The sequence below is a fragment of the Halopseudomonas yangmingensis genome, from assembly GCF_900114825.1.
GTDB lineage: Bacteria > Pseudomonadota > Gammaproteobacteria > Pseudomonadales > Pseudomonadaceae > Halopseudomonas > Halopseudomonas yangmingensis.
Window position 1 is genome coordinate 1 of sequence record NZ_FOUI01000020.1, and the last position, 13,488, is coordinate 13,488.

Here is a 13,488-nt window from a genome sequence, read left to right on the forward strand (position 1 = left end):
CAGTTGCTGCCATGGAATACGGCACTGGAGCCTGTTGTGAAAAAAGTGGCCCAGTTCGATTAAGGGCAAGTGGGTCGATTTAGAGGCGCTTACTTCCATTCTGATCAGGGGTCTCAGTATGTCAGCCGCAAGTTCCGGCAAAGGCTTTGGCGCTACCGCATGGTGCAGAGCATGAGTCGCCGAGGCAATTGCTGGGACAACGCGCCAATGGAGCGCCTGTTCCGGAGTCTGAAAACAGAGTGGGTGCCGGCGATGGGCTATCAAAGTCTGGCGGCAGCCAGGAAGGATATCAGCAGCTATTTGATGGGGTATTACAACACTGAGCGGCCACATGCCTTCAATGGTGGAATCGCTCCGGTGCTGGCGGAAGAAAAACTTAAATCCATGTCCGGAATCAGTTGACCACTACATTATGCATAGCGTGCCGGCATCCCATTTCTTGCTCTGCGCCAAGCCAAGATCGGAGTATGTTGCGGAGTGCTCTTTGATATACCCCCGAGAGTTCGCCACCTCGCTGGTTTGGATTAGCGGATGAATACCTCCCAAAAGAGCTGGATCATTTCTCGGCCTGTGCCTTGATTTACCTCTATCTAGAGTGCCGACCGCTGAAAACGGCAACAGATCCCACCCCTTCGGATTGGTCACCGGGTCGCCGAACATGTCCAGAAATACGGCGCGGAGGAAGTCGTCGGCGAGCTGGATGGCTTGCTGGCGTTTGCGGCGGATGGCGTCAGCCTTGTCGAGGATGGCGGCGATGCGCTTTTGTTCGGGCAGGGATGGGAGAGGGACTTGGAATTCGGCCAGCTCAGAAACTCTTATATTTTTAATATTCGCACCAGAAGAAGCACTAGTCCAATTCTTAAATACTGGAGAGCATAAGAAGTGATACAGATATGAAGGTGATGCTTTTTCCTGATCAGCTCTTATCCCAGCACAAAAGGCGCCAAAAGACCCATCAAAATCTTCCGTTGACCGTGCACACTTGCCAACCAGATCAGAACTTCCAGAAGAAGTACACATCACAATGTCATCAATTCGAATCTTCTGACTGCTCTTTATCTTGTCAGCTGGCACCCAGATTTGCCCCTCACGGAGCAATAGTGACTCCTGAATACTTCCAGCTCTGATAACAGGTAAATGCCCCTCTAGAGGAAGAAGGCTCCCTTCCTCTTTGGAAAAGCTAACCCCACGGACCAATGTAGCAATATCACCGAGAGGGACATTCTTCACAGCATCCCCTCCAGTTCATCCAGATCCGCCAGAATCTCCTGCTCCAGACCTTTGAGCCGTTGCAGTATCACCTTCGGGTCTTCGTACTGCTCCTGCTGGTACTCCACTTCCTTGTAGCGGTTGATGGAGAGGTCGTACTTGTTGGTGGTGATATCCTCGGCCGGTACGACAAAAGCCTTTTTGCGCTTGTCTCCGAACAGGGTGTTGATGGTGCTGGCGCTGATGTTGCTCTCGACCATCTGCCGGTATTTGTGCCACTGGGCAATGGCATCGGGCAGGTCGTTGCTGCCCTCGCCTTTCAGCTCGGCGCGCTTGTCATCCAGCGAGTAGCCGTCGGCCTGCAGGTCATAGAACCACACACGCTCGGAGGTACCGCCCTTGGTGAAAATCAGGATGGCGGTGCTGACGCCGGCGTAGGGTTTGAACACGCCGCTGGGCAGGCTGACGATGCCTTCCAACTGGTTGTTGTCGAGTAGCTCCTGGCGCAGCTGCTGGTGCGCCTTGGACGAGCCGAACAACACGCCGTCCGGCACGATCACCGCGGCGCGGCCACCGAGCTTGAGTGAGCGGAGGATATGGGCGACGAACAGCAGCTCGGTCTTCTTGGTTTTCACCAGACCGAGCACGTCGGGGTTGGTGTTGCTTTCATCCAGGCTGCCTTTGAATGGCGGGTTGGCCAGCACCACATCGAAAAAGTTTTCTTCCTGCTCGGGGTAGTGCTCCTTGATCGATTTGCTCAGGGAGTCCTGGTACAGGATGTTGGCGCCATGCACGCCGTGCAGCATCATGTTCATGCTGGAGACGCGCAGCATGGTGGTATCGAAGTCGAAGCCCCAGAACATGCTGCGGTTGATGTGCTCGCGGTAAGGCTCCAGCAGGTCGCCGGTGTAATGTTTGTTGCCGTCTTCATCGGTAAAGATGCCGGCTTCGCTGGAGTGCTCGCGGTTAAGGTATTCCATGGTGCGGGCGAGGAAGCCGGCGGTGCCGCAGGACGGGTCACAGATGATGTCGGTGGGCTGCGGGGCAACCAGCTCTATCATCGCGTCGATGATGTGGCGCGGCGTGCGAAACTGGCCGTTGATGCCGGCGGTGGTGAGCTTGCTCAGCAGGTACTCGTAGATATCACCCTTTACGTCGCTCTGGGTCAGCGGCAGGTCGTTGACCATTTCCACAGCGGAGGTGAGCACCGACTCGTTCTTGATCTCCAGGTCGGCGTCCTGCATGTATTCGCCGATATGCCCAAGTGCTTGCAGTGCGCTGCCATCGTCCCCCAGACCGTCGGCCTGATCGGATTGTTTGCCGAGGCGGGCAAAATACGGATAAACCTTCTGCTTGAGGTGGCTGTGCAGCTCCTTGCCGCTCATGTTGCGGAAGTTCTTCCAGCGCAGCAGTTGGCCTTCCGGGGTATTGGGGAACAGCCGGTCGAAGGCCTTGCCGGTGCGGTTGGCCTTACGCTCGGCCACGTCTTCCTGCATGTCGAGCATGCGGGCGAACATCAGGTAGCTGATCTGTTCGATCACGGTCAGCGGGTTGGTGATGCCGCCGGTCCAGAACTTTTCCCAGAGTTTATCGATGTCGTTGCGGATTTTGCCGGTAAGCATTAATCAGTCTCGTATCCAGTTTTAGTGTCAGTTTCTGCCAGCAAGTCTTCATCGTCGGCGCGTTCGATCAGCGCGGTGAGGTTGTGCTCGGCAGGGATAAAGTCGATTTCCAGTGCAGCCTTATCGACGAAGTACGCCGGTAGCTGAGCCTTGATAGCGGGTGCCAGGTTCTTGAATTCGCCCACCTGCTTGACCAGGTTGCCCTTGCCGCTAACCAGTTGGCCCTCGGCTTTAACGTAGGCTTCGGTGGCGTTTTCCAGGCCTTTTTTGATTTTCTCGAAGCTGCCCAAGAAAGTGTTGAGCTTTTTGAACACAGCCTCTGCACGGCTGGCCAAGGCCGCAGTGTGCTTGTTCTGGTCTTCGTAACGCCAGAGTTGGCGGACGATGTTAAGGCTGGTCAGCAGCGTGGTTGGCGTGGCCACCAGCACATTGTTCTCGATAGCTTTCTGGAACAGGGTTTCATCGGCCTTAAGTGCCTCGACGAAGGCCGACTCGATGGGGATGAACATAAAGACCATGTCCGGGGAGTTCAGACCTGGCAGCTTGTAGTAATCACGGTCGGCCAACTCTTTGATGCGGCTGCTGACAGCCTGCACGTGCTCCTTGAGAGCAATCACACGCTCAGCTTCGTCTTCGGCATTGACGAAGCGGGTATAGGCATTCAGCGAGACCTTGGCGTCGATGATCAGGTGTTTTTTCTGGGGCAGATAGACCACGGCATCCGGACGTTGCCGGCCGTCTTCGGTGGTGATGCTGACTTCGCGCTGGTAGTCCTTACCCAGTTGCAGGCCGGAGCGTTCAAGTACGTTTTCCAGCACCAGCTCGCCCCAGTTGCCTTGCAGCTTTTTCTGACCACGCAGCGCGGTGGAGAGCTCGTGGGCCTCGGTGGTGATCTGCTGGTTGAGCGCCTTGAGCTGCTCCAGCTCCTTGCGCAACTCACCCTGCTGGGTAGTTTCGCGATGATGGATTTCCTGCACTTCACGCTTGAAGGTGTCGATGGATTGCTGGAAGGGTGCCATGACCGAGCTCAGGCTGCTCTTGCTGCTCTCCTGCAAGGCCAGGGTCTTGGCTTCCAGTATCTCGTTGGACAGTACCTTGAACTGCTCACTGAGGCTGGCTTTCTGTTGCTCGAAGTTGGCCAGTTCACGGGCATGGCTGGCTTCCCGCTCATCCAGCTCGGTTTTGAGTTTGGTGTAGTCGCTGTTCAGTGCGGTAAACCGGTTCTGCAGTACGTCAAACCGCTCCTGCCCACGCTGCTGGTCAGATTTGAGTTGCTGCAGTTGTTCACGCACTTCGCGCTCGGAGACTTCAAGCCCCTTGTTGCGCTGACTCTCCCTCGACAGCTCATCCTTTAGCTGGTTATTGGCGCTCTGCAGCTGGGCGTGCTGAGTCTGCGCAGCCTCCAGTCGCTTGCGCAAATCGGTGATGTTTTCATCGGATTTTTTCAAGGCCGTCTGCAGCTCGGCATGCTGGTTACTGGTCCGCTGAAAACGCTCCTGCAATTCCTTGAGTTGCTCTGTCTGCGTGGCCAGCTTCTGGCGGGTGTCGGCGAGTTGCTCCCGCGCTTCACGCTCACCGGTGGAGGCGACCTGTGCTCGGGAGTCCATTTCAGCCAGCTCATCCCTCAGGGCGTCACGCTGACTTTGCAGGGCCTTGGTGGCTTCCCTAGTTTCCTGGTGCTCAAGCTGGAGACGGTGTGCATTATCCTGGGCAGCCTGCAACTGGGCCTTGAGCGAGCCCTCGGCGACTTGTAGCTCATGGAAACGCCCCTCGACAACCTTGAGCTGCTCGGTAAGCGCTGCACTGGCAGCGACGGCGCTGGCATGTGCCTGTGCGTTCTGCTCGGACTGAGCGGAAAGCTGGCTGAGTTGCCGACCTTGCCGGAGAGCGGCAATACAATAGCCGATCAACAGACAGGCTAGAGCTGCCAATCCACAAATCACAATAATCTCAGTAGTCCACTGACTGGCTTGCATAGTCACTCCTGTTAGTTAGCCAGCGGGTTATCACTGCGCAGAAAGGGCTTGAGCACAGTAATCAACTCGCCCACATCATCCGGGGTAAACACCCCGTCAATACCCTCGTGGGAAATGCTGTCGAAGGGAGGCTCGTAGAGTTTGTCGACGACGATGCTGCCGTGCTGGGCGATGTAGTTTTTCAGCAGGTTCATAAAGCGCACCTGCTGGGCAGTCAGCGTCGGGTGGTTGTGCAGGAAGCGCTTGAAGTGCTCTTCGATGGCCTCTGGGTCAAGCCCGATAATCTCGCGCACGGTCAGGTGCAGCTGATCGGCAGTGCGCCCGTAGAACTCGTTGAGCACTTCCAGACTGACGCCCGGGTGGCTGGTGAGGATGGTCGAGGTCAGGGTTTTCAGCTCCGGCTCGGCAATCGGCTCGCCCTGGCGGATTTTCTGCAGGGTTGGATTGGCGGCCAGCATGGCGTCAAGGATGTCCTTGAGCCGACGGCGGTAGATCATGGCTTCGTTGGCGCCAGCGATATACACCTGACGCTCATTGTTCTGGATGTTGCCATCACGGGTGCGCGTGCTGCCGATGTCGTAGCCGGGGCCCGTGCCGCTCTGGCGGTATTTCATGATGCTGCGCAACTCCTTGCGGGCATGCTCCAGCTTGGCAATGCTCGGCTGCTGCCAGAACGCAGCACTGCGTACTTCGGCAATCACTGCATCCTTCTGGCGCACGGCATTGATGTTCACTGCGAGCCTATCCAGCTCGGCCAGCAGTTCGGTCTTTCCGTCCTCGAAGCAACTGGCCTGCACTACCAGACAGCACTGAATACCGGCGATCAGCTTGTCGAAGGCCGTCGCGTGCTTGTCACGCAACACCCGGGCGGACATCAGCGGGGCAATGGTATTGCTCAACAGGTGTTGGGTTTTGCTGTCGAGTGTCTTGAGCATCGGAGTTTGTTGCAGCTGGTGCACCACCCGCAGCTCGCGCTTGACCGCCACACTGGTGTCCGGCAGGTCATTGATGTCTGCCTGCAGCAACTCGACGGCCACATCAAAGGCATCAGCGCGGTTGGCCTTGAGCGCGGCCTGCGCCAGTTGCAGGCGCGCTTCGAAGGTGGTCTGCAGCAGCGATTTGCTGCCGGTGTCCTCCGGCTCCTGATACTCCTGCTCGAAATAATCGAAGTTGCCGTAGTGATCGAAAATGAGGAATTCGCTCTTGTGCCTGCCAGGCCCAAACAGATTGGGACGCAGGCGGGTACCCCGGCCGATCATCTGCCAGAACTTGACCCAGCTCTTCACGGGTTTGGCAAAGACCAGATTGACCACTTCGGGCACATCGATGCCGGTATCGAGCATGTCCACCGAGATGGCGATACGGAAGTCGTTGTCCGGTTTCTTGAATTCCTTGATCAGGGTATCCACATGCGGAATGGCGTTGTGGATCACCTTGCAGACCTTGCTGCCATATTGCGGATACAGCTTGCAGAAGAGCTTTTCCAGATGCTCGGCATGATCCTGACGCTGGGCAAAGACGATGGTCTTGCCCACCAGGGAGCCGGTTTCATCCTTGATGCCATTGTTGATCAGGTTTTCCAGGATGATACGGTCGGTGTCTTCACTGAAGATCTTGCGACCGATGTCCTTGCCGGCGATGGTGGTCTGTCGGGCCTCTTCCTCGCCCAGGTCCTCTTCCAGCTGGCGTTGCTGCGCCTCTGTGAGCTGATTGTAGTGAATCCCGTCACGCAGAAAATCGGTGGTCAGGTCCTTGACCCGGAAGGGCACCAGATAGGGTGGCTCGTTGTTGATGGCCGCATCCAGCCCGAATTCAAAGGTCGGGTCGGTGGTTTCACAATCGAACATGTCGAAGGTGTTGCGACTGATGAATTTGACCGGCGTCGCGGTAAGCCCCACCTGCATGGCATCGAAGTAATCAAACAGGTCGCGGTACTTGTTGTAGATGCTGCGATGGCTTTCGTCGGCGATGATCAGGTCGAAAAAGCCAACATCCAGCTGGGCAAAGCGATTCATCATGCCCGGATAGGTGGCAATGAAGATACGCGCGGTCTGATCCACCTTACCGCTTTCGCCGATCACACAGCGCGGCTCGCTGGGCAGATTCTGCTTGAAGGCATCATCGGCTTGCACACGCAGTTCCTTGCGATCACAGAGAAACAGCACGCGCTTGGCCCAGCCGGTACGCAGCAGTAATTCCGCCAGGGCGATGGCAACACGGGTCTTGCCGGTACCGGTGGCCTGAATGATCAGCGCCTTGCGCCGCTGGCTCTGAAAGTGCGCGGCGACAGTCTTGATTGCTTCGATCTGGTAAGGCCGGTCGGCAATGCTCAACTGCGGGTTGTGCTTTTCCAGCGCCTTGACCCGATATTGGCGCTGGTAAATCAGGTATTCCAGGCTGTCCTTGCTGTAGAAGCCATACACCGGGCGATAGGTGTTGTACTGGGTATCGTCCCAGATGAAGGTTTCATAGCCGTTGCTGTAGAAAATTACCGGCCGCTGCATGCCCATGCGTTCAAAACCATCGGCATACATGCGCGCCTGTTCACGCCCGGCCTGCAGGCTCACGTTGCCAGATTTCTTGGCTTCGATAACGGCCAGTGGCTGGCCATTATCGCCCCACAGCACATAGTCGGCGCGGCCTTTGCCAGAGGGGTTGTCCGGGAAATCCACCTCGACTTCGTGCCCTACCTGCGTAGGGTTAGCCACATCCCAGCCGGCCTGAAGCAGCATGGCATCAATCAGCAGGGTGCGAGTCTTGGCTTCATTCCACTGCAGGCTGTCTGCTACCTGCTGGCTCTCGCGCTGGCGTTTCTGCTGATCGGGGCGGGCCGGTGGCTCGAGCATTTCGATATTGCGCGTACGCTGCTGTTCCAGCTCGGCAATCACCTGCTGCAGGGCTTCCTGCTTTTGGTTCAGTTCTTTTTCGTAAGCGGATACCGACTGCTGCAACCCCTTGATGGCCGCCGTGGGGTCGGCAACCTCAACAAACTCGGGAATGGTGTCGTGCTGCACACCGTAGTATTTGACGGCCATATACATGGCCAGCTGGTGCGCTGTCTTCAATGCCAACTGGGCATTGCGCAGGTCGCCTTCCGCACCATGGGCGGCGTCATTGCCCTGGATACGCAAAAAATTGATCTGATGGATCAGCGATTTGCTCACGCAGTCGGCAAATACCGGACTTTTCACTAGATCGTAAAAGCTGGCCTGGGGCAGACGTGGAAGCGTCTCTTCCTTGTAGATGGTTTTGGTCAGCTCTTCGGCAAAGCTGCGCAACCGGGTCAACGCGCTGCCGGGGTCGACATGCAGTACCGCTTCGGCCAGCCCGCCAAGATTGGCCAGCACTTCATTGCCGGGGCGCAGAAATTCAAAATTCACTGATGTCATAAAGGCTATTGTGTCCATGCTGGTTGAATAGCGAAGATCGTGCCAACACTATTCAATGCCGTACTTCTCCATCCAGTTAGTCAGCGTTTGCTGGCTTTTCAGACCCAGTAATTTGGCTGCCCGGGTCTTGTTACCTGCTGTCTGCTGCAGTGCCTGCTCTAGGTAAGGGCGCACAAATTCGGAAAGTAACACTTGTATATCAACACCTTGCGCAACATCCACCTGAACCTTACGATCTCCTCTGGCAGGCATAGCAAACACGGCGCCGGTCATGTCCTGATGCTCGATAGTATCACCTTGGCACCAAAGCGCAGCCCGTAAAAGCGTCGCCTGCAACTCACGGACATTGCCTGGCCAGGAGTGCTGAAGCACAAGTTTCTTTGCTTCGGCAGAAATTTTCTTACCGGCCAGAGCAGCATCCTGCCTGCCGATTACATCCAGCAGCGCCTCGCACAGCAGCAGCAAGTCACCCTCCCGTTCTCGCAGAGGCAGCAGATGCAGCACCCCTACCGCAACCCGGTAAAATAAATCCTCACGAAAACGTCCTTCGGCAACATCAAGCATCAGATTGCGATGGGTTGCAGCAATCAGTCGCACATCCACCCGCTGCTCTACCGACGCACCCACAGGTGTGCATACACCTTCCTGCAACACTCTCAGTAGCCGGACCTGAACATCCGCCGTCAGCTCACCAAACTCATCAAGGAAAAGGGTGCCGCCATCCGCCTGTTGAAACACACCTAGCCGGTCTGCAATGGCGCCGGTAAAGGCACCCTTTTTATGGCCAAACAGGGCCGAGTCGATCAGCTCGGAGGGTATTGCACCGCAGTTCACCGCGATAAAGGGCTTGGCCGCACGCGGACCGGCATTGTGGATAGCCCTGGCGAACAGCTCCTTGCCGGTACCGGTTTCACCATAGATCAGTACGGGCACCAGCTTGTGCGCCAGCACTTCGGCCTGTTGCTTGAGCCACAGCATGGATTTATTGCGCGTGATGATGTTGTCGAAGGCCGCGTTTACCGGAGCAGCCTGTATGACCATGTTGTTAAGACTGCTGGTACTGATCTCTGCGGCGGCCGGCACATACTCGGCAGCGATCTCAAAGGGTATGTCGACCTGTTGAACGCCCTGTTCCAGCGACGACTGGTAATAGGTGGCGGGGTAGCGCGTCTTGCCCAGCAGAATCCATACCGCCTGCATCGCCGGCGTACCCGGACTGAGCAAAATGGCCAATGGCTCACCGCTGCTCTGCAGCCTGCGCAAATGACGCTCTGCAGCCTGATAAATCTCGGCAAAGTTGACCGGTGAGCTCAGGGGTTCGTGGTAAACATTCAGCGGCGTTTCGGTATTCTCCGCCAGCCAGGCGCGGTAGCTATCCAACTGGTCTGACGGATAGGAGCAAAGCAGTTCAGCCCTGGCAAAGCTGTCAGCACGCAATGTAGAAAGCACCGGACCAGGCAGGCCACCAGCCAGCGCCTTGAGGTCATTCCCGCCAATCCAGCTCACCAGTACCGGCAACTGCTTTTTCCCCATCCCTGCCCCCAAAACAGTCATTCGTGTGAGCTAGCCAAACAAGCCCGTTGAACGACCCGTTGTTCAGTTAACCAGAACCCAGAAAACCCCAATAATCACAAGGCGGCGTCTATGGAAATCTGTTGCTTCAGCCCTGCTCGTCAAGATCCCTGACAAGTTCATCAGGGACGTACTCCACAAGGTCACCCACCTTGCAATCAAAGTAGCGGCACAGCCCATCAATGTGCTCGGTACTGGTGCTGAACCCCCGCCGGTTGACCATCTTCGACAAGGTCACCCGATGGATGCCAACACCCTCTGCAACTTCAGCAATGCTGATGCGCCGCCCCTCCTCGAACTCCTTGCGGGCGATCATTTCTTTGATCTTGAAACGAAGCATATCGGCTACATCCGTTACCAGTAATTTTCAAATGTTAGCAATCCGCTACAAAAAAAGCTTGCACGCTTCGCCATATGCAGCTATAGATATACACATGTAGTCATTTGGCTACATATGAAGCCCAAGGAGAACACCCATGAGTACAGTCTGTCGAACGATGGCGTTGTTTCGCAAAACCGGCGTAAGCAGTACCGTTATTCCGTCCCAACGGAAGTTTTCGACTTCATCGAAATGACCGCGCAAGAGGTGCTGGCGCAACAGCAGGCTCTGCTCGAGTAGCAAGACAGCCCTGACAGATGTTGGCGGGAGATTCAGTGTAGAAAAAGGTACGCCATATTTCGCAATAGCACGCAGGATAGCTGCTCCAGATAATCAGCCCGTGGTTTATCGAAACCTACACTGATCATACTTGGAGCTGCACATGACATTCCTCGATTCCGCCTTTGACTTTGCTGGCAATACCATTGACGCCGTCGGTTCTATTGCCTCGAATACGGCTGCAAAAGCTGTCACTCTGGGTCGCTCGACCTTACATACCGTGAAGGAAAATCCCGGCAAGATAGCCCTTGTATGCGCCGCAACTATTGCCACTGGCGGAGCTGCCGCCGCATTTGCCGGCCCAATTGCCGCAACCATTGGCAGCACCGGGCTCTTGGGCGCAACAGCCTCCGGAACAGCCATAAGCACCCTCAAGGGCGCGGCCCTGGTCAAGGCTTCACTGGCAGCGCTGGGGGGAGGGTCACTGGCTGCAGGGGGTGGTGGAATGGCGGCAGGTGCCACGGTAGTGACCGTGTCAGGTGCGACCCTGGGGGCTTCAGTCAGCACCGGCGCTGCGGTGGGTGTGTCACGCATACAGAAATAAAGAGGGAATGTGGCATGGGAAGAGTCAGCAATGCACAGAAGGCCGGCCTGGATCTGCTGGATCAGGTCGCGTTCAACGAGCTGGTGTGTTTCGGGGCGATGACCTCAAGGGAGCAACGCCAGCTGCGCACTATCATTGGCCGGGTTACCCATCTGGCCGAAAGCCGATATGAAGGGAGACAGGCAGAACTCATCAAGCATCTTGCCTACATCTTTTTGGGCCTCATGCTGACCAACACCCTAGATGAATGCCGACAGGCCTTTCCTGTAAATGTGCCGCGACCAGACATGCCGCAAGAGCAAATTGATGCGGCCAAAGAGCACATTCGTACGCTTCAGATGGCTACCATGCTGGCCTGCGTCCAAAGCACTAGCGGTTTTGATGCCAGCTTCGCCTTGGAGATCGCAGAAAGCCTCAGGGCAAGGTTCGTCGGCTACTCCGCGGTGGTCAGACAAGACCTGGCCATGCGGTGCTTTGTGGCCGAGTTTCGAGAGGCATCCGTAAAAAGCTATTGCTGGCTGATAGCCAACAGGGTACTGCCGGTAACCAAGAACAGCCCTGATCGAATAAATACCGACTTCGATGCTCGATTTCTGGTGAGAATTGCTCTGATCTGCGATCTGGAGATGATCAGACACTTCCTGATGGTACAGGCACGCCAGGCCAGCCCTGCCAGTGCCGTGCTCGGACACCCGGAGCTTGAACTGAGTGAAGCGACAATTGGAAGTCTTCTTTATGTACAGAAAACCTTCAATGAAGCGAGCACCCTGCCGAGCTTGCGAAACAGGGTACCGATGATCAGCGGCCAATGCCCCGCTGAGCCAAGCAGGGTGCAGCAGTTTTTTGAGAACTGGGCCAAGCACAAGGCAAGACTTCGCATGCACCCAGGGACACTGGGAAGCTGGCTCGGCATTTTAGGTGCCGTGATGGTAGAGACCCAGCTTGCAGAAGAACGGAAAAAAGCGCAGCGAGAAGAACATGCACGGGTACCTGCAATCTTTAATGCGGTGACCAACGAAAACACTATCACTGCGCTCGTTAAAAACAGGCTTTCAGGCTACGGACTGCAGATCAACGCCGATACGCTATACCGAAAACACGCAATGCTGGGCAAAACGCTGCTTCGCTTGGTACAGGCTTACTGCCAGAACATGAGGGATGTAGGGGTAGTGTATTCAGCGATCAACGATGACCCCTTTTATGTAGCGTGGTTTATGCATGCCGATAAGCTGACAGACGTGCATGGGACATGATCACGCCTGTTACAGCCGATGAAGACACTCAGAAATGTTCTTATCAACGGGATAGCATCCTCCTCAACAGGCATCCTGTCGAACCAACCTTCAACCACACACATTCATACCCTGCATGCGCTGATACCCCGCACGGGTCAACAGCACCAGATGGCGGGTAGTCTGGTAAATGCTGCCCTGATCCTTGAGCGTCTGGATAAAGGCCGCGTGCGCCGACTCCGGCAGGTAGAAATAGTCCCGCCCTTCCACCAGGGCGCTCTCGCAGCGTTTGAACAGGCGAAACGCCGTGCCTTTCGCCAGACCGTTGAGGCTGTCTATCTGTCGGAAACTGAGGGTTTCCATGCCCTGATAATCAATGGGTTGCATGCCGTTGTGATATCCCGTTACGCCGCGCAGTCGCCTTGCCGACTGATCCGGTGCTAGGTTAGCACTAACCACTGGCAGCGATCCGCCAGCCCTCGACCACGCCAGCCCATGGGGATGCACCATGTCTGACCAGGACACCCTGACCGCCCTGAAAATTGCCTTCACCTTTATGCCGCAGCCACTGGAAGTGACCCGTTTCGAATACGGCGAGGATGCCGGCAGGATACTGGAGCAGATCAACTTTGTGCGCGAAGTGCTGCTCGACCACGGCATAGACCCGGATGAGGTCGCCGGGGAGATCAACCCCGACAGCTCGCCAAACTCCTGCTACTGAGGGCAAGCGTCCGGGCTGAAGATTACTGCCGGCGGAAGAACAGCGTCACCTGACCCCACTCGATGCCGAACTTGCGCATGCTGGCACGATTGATCAGGGTATCCTCATCCATCAGGTACATCCAGTCATCGAAGTGCACCTCCCACACCCGCCCATCCACCGGCAGGCTCAGGGTGTAGCGCCAGCGAAAGGCATTGCCGGCCAGCTGGCCGCTGGCTTCGCCCACCACATCCTCCGCCGTGCCGCGCCAGCCCTTGGGGCCATCCGGGGTCAGGGTCCAGACGCGGCGTTGCGTGGTGCCGTCGCTGTAACTGAAGTGCTCGTCGAGGATCAGCCTGTCACCCTCGCGCCTGCTGTCGATCTGCACGTGGAAGCGCGTAACCACCTTGCCGGAGCGGTTCTGGAACATGCCCCAGGCCTCGACCGGGCCGGAGAAATACTCCAGCAGATCCAGTTCCGGTTGCTCATCGGCATAGTCCTCGACACTGACGCTGGCGCAGCCGGCCAGCAGCAGGCAGCTGAATAGCAGCAACAACAGCGCTTTGATCGATTGCATCGGTAACGT

General features: G+C 56.6%; 11 protein-coding genes and 1 pseudogene. 4 read left to right on the forward strand and 8 right to left on the reverse strand.

What is annotated here, in order from left to right; all coding sequences use genetic code 11:
- Positions 1-72: 72 nt before the first annotated feature.
- Positions 73-402 (forward strand): annotated as a pseudogene (locus BMZ23_RS13830) (integrase core domain-containing protein); the annotation flags it as partial.
- A 3-nt stretch (positions 403-405) separates the two neighbouring features.
- Here BMZ23_RS13830 and BMZ23_RS13835 read toward each other — a convergent pair.
- From BMZ23_RS13835 to BMZ23_RS13860, 6 genes are all read right to left on the reverse strand, one after another.
- On the reverse strand, positions 406-1,230 hold the full coding sequence (locus BMZ23_RS13835) for a restriction endonuclease subunit S (RefSeq protein ID WP_143069603.1): 825 nt from the start codon (positions 1,228-1,230) through the stop codon (positions 406-408).
- Entirely contained in the window at positions 1,227-2,831 is a 1,605-nt protein-coding gene (locus BMZ23_RS13840; protein ID WP_093478668.1) for a type I restriction-modification system subunit M, read from the reverse strand. Before BMZ23_RS13840 ends, BMZ23_RS13835 begins: the two co-directional genes overlap by 4 nt.
- On the reverse strand, positions 2,831-4,807 hold the full coding sequence (locus tag BMZ23_RS13845) for a DNA recombination protein RmuC (protein WP_093478671.1): 1,977 nt from the start codon (positions 4,805-4,807) through the stop codon (positions 2,831-2,833). The genes BMZ23_RS13840 and BMZ23_RS13845 overlap by 1 nt, the downstream gene beginning before the upstream one ends.
- 11 nt (positions 4,808-4,818) lie before the next feature.
- Positions 4,819-8,196 (reverse strand): DEAD/DEAH box helicase family protein, encoded by a 3,378-nt coding sequence (locus BMZ23_RS13850; RefSeq protein ID WP_093478674.1) that lies wholly within the window; start codon positions 8,194-8,196, stop codon positions 4,819-4,821.
- 48 nt (positions 8,197-8,244) lie between these two features.
- Positions 8,245-9,729 (reverse strand): sigma-54 interaction domain-containing protein, encoded by a 1,485-nt coding sequence (locus BMZ23_RS13855; protein ID WP_093478677.1) that lies wholly within the window; start codon positions 9,727-9,729, stop codon positions 8,245-8,247.
- A gap of 127 nt (positions 9,730-9,856) precedes the next feature.
- Positions 9,857-10,108, reverse strand: a complete 252-nt coding sequence (locus BMZ23_RS13860; RefSeq protein WP_093478680.1) for a helix-turn-helix domain-containing protein — start codon at positions 10,106-10,108, stop codon at positions 9,857-9,859.
- Positions 10,109-10,529: 421 nt separating this feature from the next.
- On the opposite strand from BMZ23_RS13860, the gene BMZ23_RS13865 reads away from it, so the two are divergent.
- Together BMZ23_RS13865 and BMZ23_RS13870 are read left to right on the forward strand one after the other, a co-directional pair.
- Entirely contained in the window at positions 10,530-10,970 is a 441-nt protein-coding gene (locus BMZ23_RS13865; RefSeq protein WP_218143612.1) for a hypothetical protein, read from the forward strand.
- Positions 10,971-10,984: 14 nt separating this feature from the next.
- Positions 10,985-12,223, forward strand: a complete 1,239-nt coding sequence (locus tag BMZ23_RS13870; RefSeq protein WP_093478683.1) for a hypothetical protein — start codon at positions 10,985-10,987, stop codon at positions 12,221-12,223.
- Between the two features lie 90 nt (positions 12,224-12,313).
- Here the strand turns inward: BMZ23_RS13870 and BMZ23_RS13875 are convergent, their stop codons facing one another.
- On the reverse strand, positions 12,314-12,589 hold the full coding sequence (locus BMZ23_RS13875) for an ORF6N domain-containing protein (RefSeq protein WP_093478686.1): 276 nt from the start codon (positions 12,587-12,589) through the stop codon (positions 12,314-12,316).
- A 121-nt stretch (positions 12,590-12,710) separates the two neighbouring features.
- Between BMZ23_RS13875 and BMZ23_RS13880 the strand changes: the two genes are divergently transcribed.
- Positions 12,711-12,923 (forward strand): penicillin-binding protein, encoded by a 213-nt coding sequence (locus BMZ23_RS13880; protein WP_093478689.1) that lies wholly within the window; start codon positions 12,711-12,713, stop codon positions 12,921-12,923.
- Positions 12,924-12,945: 22 nt separating this feature from the next.
- On the opposite strand, the gene BMZ23_RS13885 is transcribed toward BMZ23_RS13880, so the two are convergent.
- A complete protein-coding gene (locus BMZ23_RS13885; RefSeq protein WP_093478692.1) occupies positions 12,946-13,479 on the reverse strand; it encodes a DUF3833 domain-containing protein in 534 nt (177 codons plus the stop codon).
- Positions 13,480-13,488: the final 9 nt, after the last annotated feature.

Excerpts from the sequence above, each read along its gene's own strand:
- BMZ23_RS13840 (WP_093478668.1), bottom strand. The coding sequence starts at position 2,831 with ATGCTTACCGGCAAAATCCGCAACGACATCGATAAACTCTGGGAAAAG.
- BMZ23_RS13855 (WP_093478677.1), bottom strand. The coding sequence starts at position 9,729 with ATGGGGAAAAAGCAGTTGCCGGTACTGGTGAGCTGGATTGGCGGGAAT.
- BMZ23_RS13850 (WP_093478674.1), bottom strand. The coding sequence starts at position 8,196 with ATGACATCAGTGAATTTTGAATTTCTGCGCCCCGGCAATGAAGTGCTG.
- BMZ23_RS13845 (WP_093478671.1), bottom strand. The coding sequence starts at position 4,807 with ATGCAAGCCAGTCAGTGGACTACTGAGATTATTGTGATTTGTGGATTG.
- BMZ23_RS13875 (WP_093478686.1), bottom strand. The coding sequence starts at position 12,589 with ATGCAACCCATTGATTATCAGGGCATGGAAACCCTCAGTTTCCGACAG.
- BMZ23_RS13865 (WP_218143612.1), top strand. The coding sequence starts at position 10,530 with ATGACATTCCTCGATTCCGCCTTTGACTTTGCTGGCAATACCATTGAC.
- BMZ23_RS13885 (WP_093478692.1), bottom strand. The coding sequence starts at position 13,479 with ATGCAATCGATCAAAGCGCTGTTGTTGCTGCTATTCAGCTGCCTGCTG.
- BMZ23_RS13860 (WP_093478680.1), bottom strand. The coding sequence starts at position 10,108 with ATGCTTCGTTTCAAGATCAAAGAAATGATCGCCCGCAAGGAGTTCGAG.
- BMZ23_RS13870 (WP_093478683.1), top strand. The coding sequence starts at position 10,985 with ATGGGAAGAGTCAGCAATGCACAGAAGGCCGGCCTGGATCTGCTGGAT.
- BMZ23_RS13880 (WP_093478689.1), top strand. The coding sequence starts at position 12,711 with ATGTCTGACCAGGACACCCTGACCGCCCTGAAAATTGCCTTCACCTTT.